Below are 15,864 nucleotides of genomic sequence, written 5' to 3' on the forward strand. Positions count from 1 at the left end.
GGAGGAGGCCGCCGGCCCCGGGGAGGCCCCGGCCCCGGCCGAGCCGGCGGCGGAGGCGCCCGCCGGGCGCGGCCGCCCGCACCTGCGGCTCGCCACCGAGGCCGACGCGGCCCGGGCGGCCTCCGAGGGGACCGGGGCGGCCTCGGCCTCGGCCGTGGCGGAAGCCACCGAGCACGAGGAGTGGGTCGACGGCATGCGGGAGCGCGGCGCGGCCGGCCCGGACTCCTGGGAGCCGGTGCCCGTACCGCTGCCGACCTACGTGACCGCCCCGGTGGCGCCCCGGGTCAACCGCGGGCTCGACCTGTCGGCCCCCGGCACCTGGACCGCCGGCCGTCCGGCCGAGTCCCGGAAGACCCCGCTGTTCGACCAGTACGCCGAGCCGCCCGCTCCGGAACCCCGGCCCCGCGCCGCCAACGAGTAGCTTCGAGGCCCCCTCCCCGGGGGCCTCTTCGCTTCCCCGGGGCCGCCCCCACGGCCCCCACCAGGAGGGTGGTCACGGACCCCCTCCGAAAGGTGCTAGAGTTTCTTCTCGTTGGGGCTGTGGCGCAGTCCGGTAGCGCACCTCGTTCGCATCGAGGGGGTCAGGGGTTCGAATCCCCTCAGCTCCACCCAACGGAAGTCCCGCCCCATCGGTTGTTCGGGCGGGACTTCTGCGTTGTGGGGGTGCGTCGGCCGACGGGGGGTCAGGCCGGGCGGTGCGCGGGCCCTTGAGGGGGGCTGTGAGGCGGATCACGGGCGGGAACGGCGGAGGGCCGGCCCGGACGGTTCCGGGCCGGCCCTCGGCGGAGCGGACGGGTCAGGGCTGGCCGGAGCCCGCGTACGGGCCGGGCTGGGGAGCGCCGGACTGGGGCGGGACCGCGCCGTAGCGGGCCGGACGGCGGCCGCGCGGGTGCCGGGTGAGGGTGTAGCCCGCGACACCGGCCAGGGCGGCCAGGGCACCGCCGGCCAGGGTCCAGAACCAGCGGCTGTTCCAGCCGGTGTACCAGTGCTCCTCGGGCTCCTCGGGGGCCGCCGCCTTGGCGGTCGCGGCGCCGCCGCCGGCCGGCGGGACCAGCGGGGCCTTCAGCTCGCCGCCCTCCGGCTGGGCGTTGTCCTCGTCGCCCTTGGCGGCCACGTGGAGCCGCACCGAGGCGGGCAGGCCGAGGTCGGGCTGCGGGGCGTCGGCGACCGAGAGCCGGACGTAGTAGCTGCCCGGCAGCGGGTCGCCGGACCACGGCTCGGCCCAGGAGCGGACCTCGCGCAGGGTGCAGCTGAGCGCCAGCGAGCCGGTGGCCCTCTCGGCGGTCGCGGTCTGGACGCCGTCGGTGCACGCCTGCCGGCGGCGCAGCCCGTCGAACACCTCGACGCTCCAGGTCTGCGGCTCGTCGTGCCGGTCGGCGGACGGGGCGAGGGTGATCGCCAGGTCCACCCGGGCGGTCTGGCCCTCGGCGGCGCCGAACGCCCAGTAGAGGTAGTCGCCGGTGGAGACGGAGACCGCGGCGTCCTGGCCGGGGGCCAGGTTGACGGCGGTCAGGAACGAGGTGCCGGCCTTGTTCGCCGGGGCCGGGCTGCCGCTCGCGCTCGGCGAGGGGGAGGCGGCGGTGGCGGCCGGGGCCGTCAGGGCGAGCGCCGGCAACAGGGCCAGTGCGGCCGCGGCGGTGCGGAGGAAGGACGTACGCATGGTCAGTTCTCCTGCCAGACAGCGATGCGCCAGCGCGCGATCCAGCCGAACAGCAGGCCGGTCACCAGGCCGGCCAGGGTGAGCACGAGCAGCAGGATCCAGCCCCGGCCCAGGCCCATCGCCGGGCCGTCGGGGGCGGGGGAGGCGGCGGTCAGGTCGACCGTCAGCTCCAGCGGCAGGCCGGGGTCGGCCGCGACGCCGGCCTGCGGGGCCAGCGAGTTGGAGACCACCAGGCAGACGGTGGTCTCCGGCTTGCCGCTCGGCGAGGCGGACGCGGTGGCGGTGGCGGTGGCGTAGCCCTTGGAGTCGGCGGGGGACCAGCGCAGGCCGGTGGAGACGACGTCGGTGCGGCCGCTGCCGGCGTCGGTGCCGCGGACCAGCTCCTGGCCGGCGGTGCTGGTGGCCTGCAGCAGGACGCCGTAGTCACGGGCCACCGCGCGGTCCAGCGCGACGCTGACCGAGGCGCGCAGCTCCTGGCCGGACTTCACCGGGACGCGGTAGACGCGGTGCTCGGAGAACTTCTCGCGGTCGCTGTAGACGCCGGGGGCGAGGACCGGCGCGGACGCGCACGTGTCGGTGCCGGCGGTCTTGACCGGGGTGACCGCGTAGGTGTCGTTGGAGCGGTCGACCAGCTGCTTCACCTTCTCGGTGAGCTGCTCCTGGGTGCGCACGTCGGTGTAGGTGCCGCCGGTGGCGTTGGCGATGCAGAGCAGCTGCTGGCGGGTCTTGTCGTCGTGCGCCAGGCCGAGGGTGTCGACCACCAGGTGGATGCCCTGGGAGGCCAGCTCACGGGCCACGTCGCAGGGGTCGGGCGGGGTGCAGGTGTCCTCGCCGTCGGTGATCAGCACCACCCGGCGGGTGGTCTCGCCCTTGCCGAGGTCCTCGGCGGCGCCGCGCAGCGCCAGGCCGATCGGGGTGAAGCCGGTCGGCCGCAGGGTCGCGACGGCGGTCTTGGCCTCGGTCTTGTTGGTCCTCCCGACCGGGAAGAGCTGCTTGGTGTCCAGGCAGCCCTGGGCCTTGTCGTTGCCGGGGTAGGTGGCGCCCAGTGTGCGGATCCCGAACTCGGTCTCCGCCGGCAGGGCGTCGATGACGTCGTTCAGGGACTGCTGGGCCACCGAGATGCGGGTCTTGCCCTGGATGTCGGCCTCGCGCATGGAGCCGCTGACGTCCAGGACGAGGTCGACCCGGGGGGCTTCCTTGCCGGCGGCGCCGGCTGATGGTTCGTCGGCATGGGCGGGCAGACCGCTGAGCAGCGCCCCGCCCGCTATCGCCAGGGCGGCCAGCAGGCTGCCGAGCCTGGCCTTCGGTCGTCGTAGTCCGGTATTCACCCGCCGATCCTAGGGATCATCAGTTCGCCGTGGCCAACGTGCGGCGGTGCGCGAACGGGCATCACCACCGGCGCGAACTCACGGGCGCCGGTGGGTGATCCGGGGCGGGGAGGCGCCGGGGTGCGCCGGTCGCACGGCCGGCCGCCGACGGAGCGTCGGGCAATGCGGGACACACCGGGTGAAAAGTCGATTGATAGGGATTTGCTCGTTAGGGTGACGAACGGGGAGAGGGCGCCGCACCGGCGTCCACCCCGGCAGACACGTCCGCTTCAGGGGAAGGACCCGTCCGTGAGCAACCTCTTCGCGATCGCCTATCCGGATCTGGCCACCGCCCGGGTGGTGCGCGACGAAGCGGTCGCCCTGCAGAAGCAGCGGCTGATCGAGCTGGAGGACGCGGTCGTCGTCGAGCGCCGCGAGGACGGGAAGATCAAGCTGCACCAGCAGGTCAGCACCACCGGGGCCGGGGCGGCCTCGGGCGCCGTCTGGGGCGGGGTGATCGGCCTGCTGTTCTTCATGCCGCTGCTCGGTGCCGCGGTTGGCGGGGCGGCCGGGGCCGCGGTCGGCGCCACCACCGACATCGGGGTGGACGACGACTTCATGCGCCAGGTCGGGCAGCACCTCCAGCCGGGCACCGCCGCGGTGTTCCTGCTGGTCCGCAAGGCCACCGCGGACAAGGTCGTCCCGGCGCTGGCCCGTCACGGCGGCCGGATCATCCAGACCTCGCTCTCCGCCGAGGCCGAGGCCGACCTGATGGCGACCGTCGAGGCCTCCCGGACGCAGGCCCCGGCCTCCGCCTGACCCGCCCGCGACCCGTCGATCCGCCCGACCCCCGGATCCCGCCGGAACAGCCGCTCACACCGGGGCGGACGGGCCCGCGCCCGTCCGCCCCGGTGACCCCCCGGCGCCCCGGCACCCGTCCCGACGCCCCGCAGCCCCCGACTTCCTGGACGGTCCGTGGCGACACCCCCCGCCGTGACCGGAACCGCCGGCCGATCGCGCCGGACCGTGCCGGCCCGGCGCACCACCGAACTCGCGCTGGTCCTGGCCGCCGTGCTGACCGCGGTGCTCGGCTACGCCGCGGTGGGCCTGACCGTCGACGGCACGGTGCCCGCCGACGCGGGCCGGTACGGGGCCGCGCTCGGAGCGCTCGCGCTGCTGGCGCACGGCACGGTCCGCTGGAAGGCGCCGTACGCGGACCCGCTGCCGTTACCGATCGCGCTGCTGCTGAACGGCGTCGGACTGGTCGTCATCCACCGGCTGGACCGGGCCACCCCGGGCGACGCGGCGCCCGCCCAACTGCTCTGGTCCGCCCTCGGGATGGGGCTGTTCATCCTGGTGCTGCTCCTGCTGCGGGACCACAAGCGGCTGCAGCGGTACGCCCACGTCGGGGCGCTGGCGGCCCTCGTCCTGCTGGTGCTGCCGGTCTTCTTCCCCCCGGTGTACGGCTCGCGGATCTGGATCACCGTCGGGCCGTTCTCGCTCCAGCCGGGGGAGTTCGCGAAGGTCCTGCTGGCGGTGTTCTTCGCCGCCTACCTGGCCGTGCACCGGGACGCGCTGGCGCTCACCGGGCGGCGGGTGCGGCGGTTCCGGTTGCCGCCCGGGCGGGTGCTGGCGCCGGTCCTGGTGATCTGGGCGGCCTTCGTCGGGGTGCTGGTGCTGGAGACCGACCTCGGCACCTCGCTGCTCTTCTTCGGCCTCTTCGTGGTGATGCTGTACGTGGCCACCGCGCGCACCGGCTGGATCGTCATCGGGCTGTTCCTGGCCGCCGTGGCGGCGGTCGGCGTGGGGTGGCTCTCGCCGCACGTGCACAGCCGGGTCGCCGACTGGCTGGACCCGCTCGGCTCGATCGCCGAGGGGCACGGCGCCAACCAGATCGCCCAGTCGCTGTTCGCCTTCGCCTGGGGCGGCGAACTGGGCGCCGGGCTGGGCAACGGGCACTCGGCGCTGATCGGCTTCGCCGCCAAGTCCGACTTCATCCTCGCGACCATCGGCGAGGAACTGGGGCTGACCGGGCTGATCGCGGTGCTCCTGCTGTACGCGTTGCTGGTCTCGCGCGGCTTCCGGACCGGGATCGCGCTGCGCGACCCGTTCGGGCGGCTGCTGGCGATCGGGCTGGCGGCACTGGTCGGCCTCCAGGTGTTCGTGGTGGCGGGCGGGGTGCTGGACCTCATCCCGCTGACCGGGATGACCCTGCCGTTCGTCGCCCAGGGAGGTTCCTCGGTGGTGACCAACTGGATCATCGTGGCGCTGCTGGTGCGGATGAGCGACGCCGCCCGGCGGCCGGTCCCCGCCTCCGGGGAGCCGGGGTGAGCCGGCGGCGCGGGGGCGGGCGCGGGCGACCGGGGGACGGGGCCCCGGGGCGGCAGAGGCGGCAGGGGCTGCCGGGGATCGCCGTCACCGGGCGCCGGGCCGGCACCTTCTGCCTGCTGCTGATCGTGGCGCTCTGCGCCCAGGCCACCCGGGTGCAGGTGTTCCGGGCCGAGGAGCTCAACCACAACAGCGCCAACCAGCGGCTGGTCATCGAGCGGTACGCGCAGCCGCGCGGCGGCATCCGGGTGGGCGCCGGCACCGTCACCGGCTCCGAGGCCACCGGCGGGCGGTTCGACTTCAAGCGCACCTACACCGACGGGCCGCTGTTCGCCGCGGTCACCGGCTACTCCTCGCAGACCTACGGCAACAGCCAGCTGGAGGGCACCGAGGACGCGCTGCTCTCCGGCACCGACCCCCGGCTGTCGGGCTGGGCGGTGTGGGACGCGGTCGCCCGGCGGCGCAACCCCGGCGGGGACGTCCACACCACCATCGACCGGGCCGCCCAGGAGGCGGCGGTGCGCGGGCTCGGCGGCCGGAAGGGCGCGGTCGCCGCCATCGAGCCGGCCACCGGGCGGATCCTGGCACTGGCCTCCACCCCGTCCTACGACCCCGGGAGCTTCGCCGGCGCCTCGGCCGGCGACCAGGTGGCCTGGAACCGGCTGCAGACCGACCCCGACCAGCCGATGCTCAACCGGGCGCTGCGCCAGACCTACCCGCCCGGGTCGGCCTTCAAGGTGGTCACCGCGGCGGCGGCGCTGGAGAACGGGGTGGTCACCGACATCGAGGCGCCGACCGGCGCGCCGTACCCCTACGTGCTGCCGGGCACCGGTACGCCGCTGCCCAACGACACCCCGGCCTGCGACGAGCCCGGCCAGTCGCTGGACACCGCGATGACGCTCAGCTGCAACAGCGTGCTCGGCTACCTCGGGGTGCGGGTCGGCCTGGAGCGGATGGTCGCGACGGCGGAGGCGTTCGGCTTCAACGAGCCCCGGCTGGACACCCCGGTGCGGGCGGCCCGGTCCGTCTTCGACACCCGGATGGACGAGGCCCGGCTGGCGCTCTCCTCGATCGGCCAGTACGAGACCGCCGCCACCCCGCTGGTGATGGCGATGGTCGCCGCGGGGGTGGCCAACGGCGGCACCGTGATGCGCCCACAGCTCGTGGACCGGCTGACCAGGAGCGACGGCACCACCGTGCGGCTGATGCGGCCCGCCGTGTACCGCCAGGCCGTCGGTCCGGGCACCGCCGGGCAGGTGCGGCGGCTGATGACCGACGCGGTGGAGAACGGCACCGGGCGCGCCGCCCGGATCCCCGGCGCGGTGGTCGGCGGGAAGACCGGCACCGCCGAGCACGGGGTGGACAACAGCGGGACGCCGTACGCCTGGTTCATCGCCTGGGCGGCTCCGGCCGGCTCGGCCGCGGTGCCGCCGGTGGCGGTCGCCGTGGTGATCGCGGACGGCGGGGCGGCGGAGGTGACGGGCGGCGGGCTCGCGGCCCCGGTCGCCCGCGCGGTGATGCAGGCGGTGCTGACCGGGTGAGCGCCGCACCGGCCGCTCCGGACCGCGGTGCTAGCCGGTCGGGGGAAGATCCGCCGTCTGCGAAGTGTCCGGTTTGTGCCTGCTGGTGCGACGGTTCGTACAATGCGCGCGGCGGGACTGTTCGTTTGCGACACTGGTGTTTTCGCGGGGTACTGCCCATCTTTGTTCGGTTGGTCCCCCGATGACACCTTCGGTGTGTCGGGTGACCGGCCGCTCCAACCCTCCCCTGCCCAGAAAGACCCTCCGTTTTGGCCAGCAACACGCTCGGTGCCCGCCTGCTGAGGCGCAAGCCCGTCATCACCCTGATCGCCGAGAGCGAGGGCCGTGAGGGCCTGCCCGCCGGTGCGCCCGAGGAGGGCGGACGTTCCGGCATCCACCTGCGCCGTTCGATCGGGCTCTGGCAGCTGTCCGCGATCGGCATCGGTGCCACCATCGGCACCGGCATCTTCTTCGTACTGACCAGCGCCGTGCCCTCGGCCGGTCCGGCCGTCATCCTGTCGTTCGTGATCGCCGCGGTCACCGCCGGCCTCACCGCGCTCTGCTACGCCGAGATGGCCTCCGCCATCCCCGTCTCCGGGTCGTCCTACTCCTACGCCTACGCCACCCTCGGCGAGGGCGTCGCCTTCGCCGTCGGCATCTGCCTGCTGATGGAGTACGGCGTCTCGGCGTCCGCCATCGCGGTCAGCTGGGCCGAGTACCTCAACAAGTTCTTCGACCTGGCCTTCGGCTTCCAGCTGCCCGAGGCGCTCACCGGCGCGCCCGACGACACCCACTGGTTCAACCTGCCGGCGCTGCTGCTGGTCGCCATGGTCTGCTTCCTGCTGATCCGCGGCGTCAGCGAGTCGGTCCGGGTCAACGCGGCCATGGTGGCCGTGAAGCTGCTCATCCTGCTGCTCTTCGTCTGCGTCGCGCTGACCGGCTTCCGGTCCGGCAACCTGACCCCGTTCATGCCGCTGGGCATCGGCGGCGTGCAGGTCGCCGCCTCCAGCATCTTCTTCTCCTTCATCGGCCTGGACGCCGTGTCCACGGCCGGCGAGGAGGTCAAGAACCCCCGGCGCACCCTGCCGATGGCGATCATCATCTCGCTGGTGGTGGTCACCCTGCTCTACATCCTGGTGGCGCTGGCCGGCATCGGCGCCCAGCCCTGGCAGAAGTTCAAGGGCCAGGAGGCGGGCCTGGCCCAGATCCTCCAGGACATCACCGGGCAGAGCTGGCCGGCCCTGCTCTTCGCGATCGGCGCGATCGTCTCGATCTTCTCGATCACCCTGGTGGTCATCTACGGCCAGACCCGCATCCTGTACTCGATGGGCCGCGACGGCATGCTGCCCAAGCGCTTCGCCGAGCTCTCGCCGCGCTCCGGCACCCCGGTCTGGAACACCATCGTGGTCGGCCTCGGGGTCGGCACGCTGGCGGCCTTCGTCCCGCTGCGGGTGCTCGCCGACATCACCAGCCTGGGCACCCTGATCGCCTTCTCGGTGGTGTCGATCGGTGTGATCGTGCTGCGCCGCACCCAGCCCGACCTGCCGCGCGGCTTCAAGGTGCCGGGTTACCCGGTCGTCCCGGTGCTCAGCGTCGGTTTCTGCGCCTACCTGATCAAGGGCCTGCACGCGGACACCTTCGCGGCCGGCGGGATCGCCCTGGTGCTCGCGGTGGTGGTGTACTTCGGCTACAGCATCAAGCACTCCAAGCTGGAGCGGGCCGACCGGCAGGCCGAGTCCGGCAGCAGGGTCGGCTGAGCGCGGTGCGCCGCCGACGGGGCCGCCCGGGGGACCGCACCCCCGGGCGGCCCCGTCCGTACCGGTGCACACCGCTTGCGCCGACATGGCGACAGCGCACCGCCCCCGGCCATAACCTTCCACCATGGTGAGCACCCGCACGCCCGGCCACTCCCGCCCGCGCGGCCGCTTCACCGGCCGGGGCGCGACCCCGACGACCCCAGCCCAGGCCGTTCCCTCCCCCGCCCCCTCCTCCGTTCCCGCCGTTCCCGCCACCCGGCGCGGCCGGCTGCGCGGCGACCCGGCCCGCCGGCCGTTCCCCCACCAGCGGGGCGAGAACGGCCCGCCGCCCCCGCGCACCCGGCCGGATCCGGCCGGACTCGCCGCGCACCGCGGCGTCCAGCTGCTCGGCTGCCTGGTCGCCGCCGGCTGGGCGGCCGGCTTCCCGCTCGTCTCCGACCTGCCCAACCAGCGGCTGTGGGGCACCCTCGCCGCCCCCGCCTACCTGCTCGCCGGGCTGCTCTGCGTGGTCCTGCCACGGCGCCTCGCCGCCCGGGCCGCGGCGGCGGCCGCCCTGCTGGGCGCGGTGCTGGTGCCGCTGGTGGTCCTGGTGCTGCAAGGCCGCCACCAGTCCGAGGTGATGGTGGTCGAGCGCTCCGCGCACCTGCTGTTCAGCACCGGCAGCCCGTACCTGCCGCACCCGGTGGTGGTCACCGACTACAACCCGTATCTGCCGGCGATGTCGCTGTTCGGGGTGCCGCACACCCTCCTCGGCGAGGGCAGCGTCCTGGCGCGGCTGGCCGGGGACGCCCGGATCTGGTTCGCGCTGGCCTTCGTCGCCTGTCTGCTGGCGAGCTGGCGGCTGCTGCGTCCCACCCGGGACCGCGCGCCGCTGCTGCCGATGGCCGTGCTCACCGCCTCGCCGCTGGTCGCGCTGGCACTGGTCGGCGGCGGGGTGGACCTGCCGCTGATCGGGCTCTGCTGTCTGGCCATGGCGCTGGCCGAGCGGGACCGGACGATCGCCGCCGGGCTGGTGCTGGCCCTGGCCGGGACCCTGAAGTGGACGGTCTGGCCGGCGCTGCCGGTGGCCGTGCTGCTGCTCTGGCGGCTCTACGGGCGGCGCCCGGCCGCCCGGGCCGGACTGACCGCGCTCGGCGCGGCGTCCGCCGTCCTGGTGCCGTACGTCCTGGCGCGGACCGAGGAACTGCGCGAGCAGGTGGTGCGCTTCCCGCTCGGGCTGACCGCGGTGCAGACGCCGGCCGGCAGCCCGCTGCCCGGCAAGGTGCTGGCCGGGTTCGGGCCCACCGGGCACACCGCCTCACTGGTGCTGCTGACGGTCGGCGGGCTCGGGGTGACGGTCTGGCTGCTGGCCCGCCCGCCGGTCTCCGCGATCGCCGCCGCCGACCTGCTGGCCGCCGGGCTGGCGATCGCCTTCATGCTGGCGCCGGCCGGGCGGTTCGGGTACCTGGCGCTGCCGGCCGTGCTGGTGATCTGGCCCCGGCTGGCCGCCCGGCGGTGGAGCGCCCGCCCCCCGGCGCCGCCGTCCTGCCTGCTGACGCACCCCGGGCCCGCCCTGCCGACGAGACGGTAGGACGGGCCCGGGGCCGGTGTGCCGGGAAGCGTCAGCGGTTGCCGGCGGCCTTGATGATCGAGGCGACGGCGGGACCGGCGGCGTCCACGCCGTGACCGCCGCCCTCGACCTCGGCGGCGACCGCGAGGTTGCCCCGGTAGGCGGTGAACCAGCTGTTGGTGGTGGCGATGCCGGTGGCCTCGGCGGAGCCGGTCTTGGCGCCCGCGTTGTCGGAGATGCCGGCCATCACGTCCTTGGCGGTGCCGCCGGTGGCGGTGGCGGCCATCATCTGGCGCAGCTTGCCGGCGACGTCGGGGGTCATGTCCCGGGCAGCCTTCTGCTGCGGCAGCTCGGCGACCAGGATCGGCTGCTTGAAGCTGCCGCTCTGCACGGTGGCCGTGATCGAGGCGATGGCCAGCGGGTTCATCTGGACCTTGCCCTGGCCGATCGACTGCATGGCCTGCTCGTCCTTGTTGGTGCCGGCGTCCGGCACCACGGCGTCGAAGCTGGGCAGGCCGGTCTGCCAGTTCAGGCCGATGCCGTAGACGTCCTTGGCGGTGGTGGTCAGCGCGCCCGGCTTGAGGCTGGCCAGGCCCTGGTCGATGAAGGCGGTGTTGCAGGACTGCATGAAGTCCTGCTGCAGCGTGTTGTTCGGGAACGGGTCCGGGAACGAGTTCGGGATCTTCTTCGGGTTGCTGCTCAGGACCGGGCAGGGCACCGGGGTGTCCGGGTTGATCCCGGCCTCCAGCAGGGCGGTGGAGGTGAGGATCTTCAGCGTGGAACCCGGGGCGAGCTGGCCCTGGAAGGCCCGGTTCAGACCGGTGACCGGCGCGTTGGCGAAGGCCAGGACCTGGCCGGTGCTCGGCTCGATGGCGACGATCGAGCCCTTCTTGCCGCCCAGGTCGGTCATCGCCTTCTCGGCGGCGGCCTGCAGAGTGGCGTCGAGGGTCAGCTTGAACGGCTTCGGGGGTTTGGGGTCGACGATGGTGAACAGCCGGTCGGGAGTGCCGTTCTGGTCGGCCGGGTTGGTGATCACCACACCGGTGCCGTTGTCGCTCTGGTCCTTGTTCTGGTCCGCGAGCAGCTTGGCGACCTTGGCCTGCGCGGTGGCGATCAGCGGGGTGACCGAGGGGCTGTTCAGCGGCTTGTTGTTGCGGTCCACCACGTTGCCCGCCAGCGGGGGCAGCGGCTGCACGGAGATCGTCTCGCCCGCCGCCAGGTGCGGGTGGATCACCGACGGGGCCCAGTGCACGGCCGGGGTGTTGTCGCTCATCTTCACGACGCCGAGGAAGCCGTTGTAGTCCCAGACCCGGCTGGTGCCCTCGAACTCGGCGCGGGCCTTGAAGGTCATCAGCGTCCCGGTCGGGGCGGCCGGCGTGGCCGCGGCTGCGGGGTCGGTGGCGGTGGCGTCGCCCGGGGCGGCCGGGGTGGTGGCGGGGGCGGTGCTCTTGGCGGGGGAGGGGGTGCCGGTCGCCGAGGCGAAGGCCGCCGCGGTGGCCGGGCCGGCCGGCGCCAGGGTCAGCCCGCTCGGCTTCACCTGGTCCTGGAACGCGGTCAGCGCGGCGGTCGCGGCGGTCGGGTCGTCGGTCAGCGCCGCCGCCTTGGCGAGGTCGCCGGCCGCCCAGGCGTCCAGGAAGTCCTTCAGCCCGGCGGCGGCCTGCTCGGCGGTCGGGGGCTCGGCGACCACCGTGCGCTGCTTCTTGGCGGGTGCCTCGCCCTTGTCGTCCGAGCCGCCGACGAGGCTGTACGCCCCGTAGCCGCCGGCGGCGAGCATGGCGACGGCCACGCCGGTGATGAGGCCGGTCTTCGCGCCATTGCGCATGGTGATGTTCCCCCAAGGGTCAGGCGATCGGGCCGCAGCCGGAGGGAGGCCGGATGCGCGTTCGGAGCCCAGCCTAGGCAGCCGGGCTCCGTGCACCGACGAAGGGACCGGTTGTTGTGACGGTTCTGGTACGTGCCGCACACCACTCCGGTACAGTGCGCCGCCCCTGGCAGCGGCCCGTGCGCCGCCCCGGTGGCCGGGGCGGCGGCGCGGCCGTCAGATCCAGGTGCCGAACCACATCCGCCGGCGCCAGTCCTCCATCGGGATCGTCTCGCCGGTGTACAGGGGGTGGAAGAAGAGGAAGTTCCACATGATCAGCAGGACGATCAGCCCGCCCGCCGCGGCGCCGATGATCCGCCGGTCCCGGGAGGCCCCGGGGGGTCCGAGGACGGCGCCCACCAGCATGGTCACGGCGAGCACCAGGAACGGCACGAAGCAGACCGCGTAGAAGAGGAAGATCGTCCGCTGCTGGTAGGCGAACCAGGGCAGGTAGCCGGCGGCCAGACCGCAGAGCACCGCGCCGGCCCGCCAGTCGCGCCGGGCCGCCCACCGCCACAGGCAGTAGACCAGGGCGATCACGCCGGTCCACCAGAGCAGCGGGGTGCCGATGCCCAGCACCTCGCGGGCGCACTCGTTCACCGTGCAGCCGGCCGTCCCCTGCTTCGGGGACTCGTAGAAGAAGGAGACCGGCCGGCCGAGCACCAGCCAGCTCCACGGGTTGGACTGGTAGGTGTGCGGGTCGCTCAGGTGGGTGTGGAAGTCGTAGACCGTCGAGTGGTAGTGCCAGAGCGAGCGCAGGCCCTCCGGGATCCACGGGTAGTCGGTGGAGCGGCCGACCGCCCAGTCGCGGCCGTAGCCGCCCTGGTTCGGCACGTTGCTGCTGGCGAACCAGCCCCACCAGGAGGTGATGTAGACGACCACCGAGGTCACCACGATCGAGACGAAGGCGGGCACCGCGTCCCGGGCCAGCGTCCAGAGGTAGGGGCGGTCGGCACCGGCCAGCCGGCGCGAGCCCACGTCCCACAGCACGGTCAGCAGACCGAAGGCGGCCGCCACGTACAGGCCGCTCCACTTGGTCGCGCAGGTCAGGCCGACGCAGACGCCGGCCGCGATCCGGTACGGGCGCCAGCCCAGGTTCATCCGGCGGGCGAGGACCGGGTCCGGCCCGCCGTCGCCGTGCGCCGCGAGACGGGCGGCGATCCGGGCCCGGGTGTGGTCGCGGTCCAGCAGCAGGCAGCCGAAGGCGGCGAGGATCCAGAACATCACCACCAGGTCCAGCAGCGCGGACCGGCTCATCACGAAGTGCAGGCCGTCCACCGCGAGCAGCAGGCCCGCCACGCAGCCCAGCAGGGTCGAGCGGAACAGCCGCCGGGCGATCCGGGCCACCATCAGCACCGAGAGGGTGCCGAGCAGCGCCACCGCGAAGCGCCAGCCGAAGGGGTTCATCCCGAACAGCTGGATCCCGGCGCCGATGATCCACTTGCCGACCGGCGGGTGCACCACGTACGAGGGGTTGTTCCGGTACGGGACCGGCCCGCCGGCCATGATCTGCTCGTTGGCGCCGTCCGGCCAGCTGATCTCGTAGCCGCCGTGCCAGAGCGCGTAGGCGTCCTTGGCGTAGTACGTCTCGTCGAAGATGATCGCGTTCGGCGAGCCGAGGCCGCCGAACCGCAGGACCCCGGCGAACAGCGCCACCGCGAGCGGGCCGAGCCAGCCGGACCAGCGGACCAGCCAGGACCACAGCGGCTCCGGCAGGGACAGGCCCAGCCGGAGCAGCAGCGGGGAGGGCGGCACCCGCTTCGGGGTGACGCCCGGGCCGTCCGGCATCGGCGGGACCAGGCGCTCGGCCAGGGTCGCGGCCGGTGCCGGCGCGTAGCCGAAGCGGGTCAGACCGCGCAGCCAGGCGGGGCGCGGCGGGGGTATGGAGCCGTCGTCGGGCTCGCGGGGCTCGCCGGGCCCGGCATCGGGTCCGTCGGGCCCGCCGCCGCCGTCCGGGTCGCGGGGGCCGGGCAGGGCGGGTGACGGCTGGTCCGTCAGGACCGGCACGCCGACGTCACCCCGCGCGGTGTGGTCTGTACCAGTGGGCGTCTGCGCCGCCGTGTCGCCGTTCATCCGCCACATCGTAGGGGCGCATCGTGAGCCTGCGGAGGGTCCCTCCGAAGGTGCCCGAATCGTCACCAAAAGCGCCCGGCGGCCGGTTGCTGGAAGGATGGGGCCCGTGACAGGAGTACTGGTACTGGCAGGAACCCCCATCGGCGACGTCGCGGACGCCCCGCCCCGGCTGCTCACCGAGCTGGCCACCGCGGACGTCATCGCGGCGGAGGACACCCGGCGGCTGCGCCGGCTCACCCAGGCGCTCGGGGTGACCCCGGCCGGGCGGGTGCTCTCCTACTTCGAGGGCAACGAGGTCGGGCGCACCCCCGAACTGGTCGAGGCGCTGCTCGGCGGCGCCCGGGTGCTGCTGGTGACCGACGCCGGGATGCCGTCGGTCTCCGACCCCGGCTACCGGCTGGTGGCCGCCGCGGTCGCCGCCGGGATCAAGGTGACGGCGGTGCCCGGCCCGTCCGCGGTGCTGACCGCGCTGGCGCTGTCCGGGCTGCCGGTGGACCGGTTCACCTTCGAGGGCTTCCTGCCGCGCAAGAGCGGCGACCGCTCCCGGCAGCTGGCCTCGATCGCCGCCGAGCCGCGCACCATGGTCTTCTTCGAGGCCCCGCACCGGATCGCCGAGGCACTGGCCGCGATGGCGGAGGCGTTCGGCCCCGAGCGGCCCGCCGCCGTCTGCCGCGAGCTGACCAAGACCTACGAGGAGGTCCGGCGCGGACCGCTCGGCGAACTGGCGGCCTGGGCGGCCGAGGGCGTCAAGGGCGAGATCACCGTGGTCGTGGCGGGCGCGCCGCCGGCCGCGCCGCAGGAGCTGACGCCGGCCGAGCTGGCCCGGCTGGTGGCCGTCCGGGAGGAGGCCGGGGAGCGCCGCAAGGAGGCGATCGCGGCGGTCGCGTCCGAACTGTCGTTGCCCAAGCGGGAGGTGTTCGACGCGGTCGTCGCGGCCAAGAACGCGGCCGCGGCCGGCCCCGGCCGGGCGGCCGGCGAACCGTCCTGAAGTGCCCGCGACAAGCCGCTGAGCTGCGGGTACGTACCGTTCGCCGACGATGTGCCGCTCGGCTCGCGGGCGCGTACCGTGGAGAGAAGGCCCCGGGTCAAACACCCGTCGAGCTGAAGCTTCGGTCGAGGTTCCCGGACAGGACCCACCCTTTCGTATAGGGATTCCCAACCTGCCTCCAAGTCTTCACAAGACGGGCATCCCCCGGGGTGTTCCGGGCATTTCCTGGGATGGAAAGACCCAGCCGGGCGAGCGCCCGGCGGGCGCTGGGAGACGGCTATGAGCGAGACGATCGGTAGCCCCCGCGGTGGCAACGCCCTGAGCGACCCCGGCCCGAGCGGCACCGGCCCGAGCGGTCGGACGCACACTCCCGTCGAGACCGTCCGGGAGGCCTACTCCTTCGCGTGCCTGAGCTGCGGGTACGGCTGGGAGCAGGCGTACGACATCGAGCACCACGTGGCCCGGGACGGGCACGTGGTCGTCGAGTACCACGCCAACGGAGTCCGGGTGCCGTCGCCGCTGCTGAAGCCGACCTGCCCGGGCTGCGGCGGCCACACCGTGCGGATCATGCGCGAGGGCCGGGTGGGCGCCGCCGACCAGCCCTGGCAGCACGCCCCCGGGTTCGCCGCGCACGCCGAGCCGGCCGGCGGGCGGGCCGCGGGGACGGCCGGTCCGGCGCGGACCGCCCCGGCGGGCGGGCGCTGGGCGCGGTTCTGGGCGCGGATGCGGGGCTGAGGTCCGGGATCCGGCGGCGGGCCGGGACGGCGGTCCGGGCGGCCCCCGGGCCGCCGTCCCGCGCCCGGCCGTCCGGGGCCGTGCGC

11 protein-coding genes, 1 tRNA gene and 1 pseudogene are annotated in these 15,864 nt (G+C 74.4%); 9 read left to right on the top strand and 4 right to left on the bottom strand.

Going from position 1 to position 15,864, the window contains the following annotated elements; genetic code table 11:
* Together ACFXAM_RS22240 and ACFXAM_RS22245 are read left to right on the top strand one after the other, a co-directional pair.
* Nucleotides 1-421 (top strand): annotated as a pseudogene (locus tag ACFXAM_RS22240) (hypothetical protein); the annotation flags it as partial.
* A gap of 113 nt (nt 422-534) precedes the next feature.
* A tRNA-Ala gene (locus tag ACFXAM_RS22245) sits at nt 535-608 on the top strand.
* Nucleotides 609-796: 188 nt separating this feature from the next.
* Here the strand turns inward: ACFXAM_RS22245 and ACFXAM_RS22250 are convergent.
* Nucleotides 797-1,660, bottom strand: a complete 864-nt coding sequence (locus ACFXAM_RS22250) for a peptidase (protein WP_380293833.1) — start codon at nt 1,658-1,660, stop codon at nt 797-799.
* A gap of 2 nt (nt 1,661-1,662) precedes the next feature.
* On the bottom strand, nt 1,663-2,988 hold the full coding sequence (locus ACFXAM_RS22255; RefSeq protein ID WP_380293835.1) for a VWA domain-containing protein: 1,326 nt from the start codon (nt 2,986-2,988) through the stop codon (nt 1,663-1,665).
* Nucleotides 2,989-3,276: 288 nt separating this feature from the next.
* Here ACFXAM_RS22255 and ACFXAM_RS22260 point away from each other — a divergent pair, with 288 nt between their 5' ends.
* The 5 genes from ACFXAM_RS22260 (at nt 3,277) to ACFXAM_RS22280 (ending at nt 10,142) form a co-directional block, all read left to right on the top strand.
* Nucleotides 3,277-3,786, top strand: coding sequence for a DUF1269 domain-containing protein (locus ACFXAM_RS22260; protein ID WP_380293837.1), 510 nt, complete (start codon nt 3,277-3,279; stop codon nt 3,784-3,786).
* 174 nt (nt 3,787-3,960) lie between these two features.
* The gene (locus tag ACFXAM_RS22265; protein WP_380293839.1) at nt 3,961-5,298 is read left to right on the top strand and encodes an FtsW/RodA/SpoVE family cell cycle protein; all 1,338 of its coding nucleotides are present in this window, start codon (nt 3,961-3,963) and stop codon (nt 5,296-5,298) included.
* 77 nt (nt 5,299-5,375) lie between these two features.
* Entirely contained in the window at nt 5,376-6,836 is a 1,461-nt protein-coding gene (locus ACFXAM_RS22270) for a penicillin-binding transpeptidase domain-containing protein (RefSeq protein WP_380293879.1), read from the top strand.
* 248 nt (nt 6,837-7,084) lie between these two features.
* Nucleotides 7,085-8,572, top strand: coding sequence for an amino acid permease (locus ACFXAM_RS22275; protein ID WP_380293841.1), 1,488 nt, complete (start codon nt 7,085-7,087; stop codon nt 8,570-8,572).
* A gap of 124 nt (nt 8,573-8,696) precedes the next feature.
* Complete coding sequence (locus tag ACFXAM_RS22280; RefSeq protein ID WP_380293843.1) at nt 8,697-10,142, top strand: glycosyltransferase 87 family protein; 1,446 nt, start codon at nt 8,697-8,699, stop codon at nt 10,140-10,142.
* Nucleotides 10,143-10,173: 31 nt separating this feature from the next.
* Here the strand turns inward: ACFXAM_RS22280 and ACFXAM_RS22285 are convergent, their stop codons facing one another.
* Both ACFXAM_RS22285 and ACFXAM_RS22290 read right to left on the bottom strand, forming a co-directional pair.
* Complete coding sequence (locus ACFXAM_RS22285) at nt 10,174-11,943, bottom strand: penicillin-binding transpeptidase domain-containing protein (RefSeq protein ID WP_380293845.1); 1,770 nt, start codon at nt 11,941-11,943, stop codon at nt 10,174-10,176.
* A gap of 216 nt (nt 11,944-12,159) precedes the next feature.
* Entirely contained in the window at nt 12,160-14,055 is a 1,896-nt protein-coding gene (locus tag ACFXAM_RS22290) for a dolichyl-phosphate-mannose--protein mannosyltransferase (protein ID WP_380293847.1), read from the bottom strand.
* Between the two features lie 106 nt (nt 14,056-14,161).
* Here ACFXAM_RS22290 and rsmI point away from each other — a divergent pair, with 106 nt between their 5' ends.
* The gene (gene rsmI / locus ACFXAM_RS22295) at nt 14,162-15,043 is read left to right on the top strand and encodes a 16S rRNA (cytidine(1402)-2'-O)-methyltransferase (RefSeq protein ID WP_380293849.1); all 882 of its coding nucleotides are present in this window, start codon (nt 14,162-14,164) and stop codon (nt 15,041-15,043) included.
* A gap of 279 nt (nt 15,044-15,322) precedes the next feature.
* Nucleotides 15,323-15,778 (top strand): hypothetical protein, encoded by a 456-nt coding sequence (locus ACFXAM_RS22300; RefSeq protein ID WP_380293851.1) that lies wholly within the window; start codon nt 15,323-15,325, stop codon nt 15,776-15,778.
* Nucleotides 15,779-15,864 lie beyond the last annotated feature (86 nt).

It is taken from the genome of Kitasatospora sp. NPDC059462 (assembly GCF_042749955.1).
Classification (GTDB): Bacteria; Actinomycetota; Actinomycetes; order Streptomycetales; family Streptomycetaceae; genus Kitasatospora.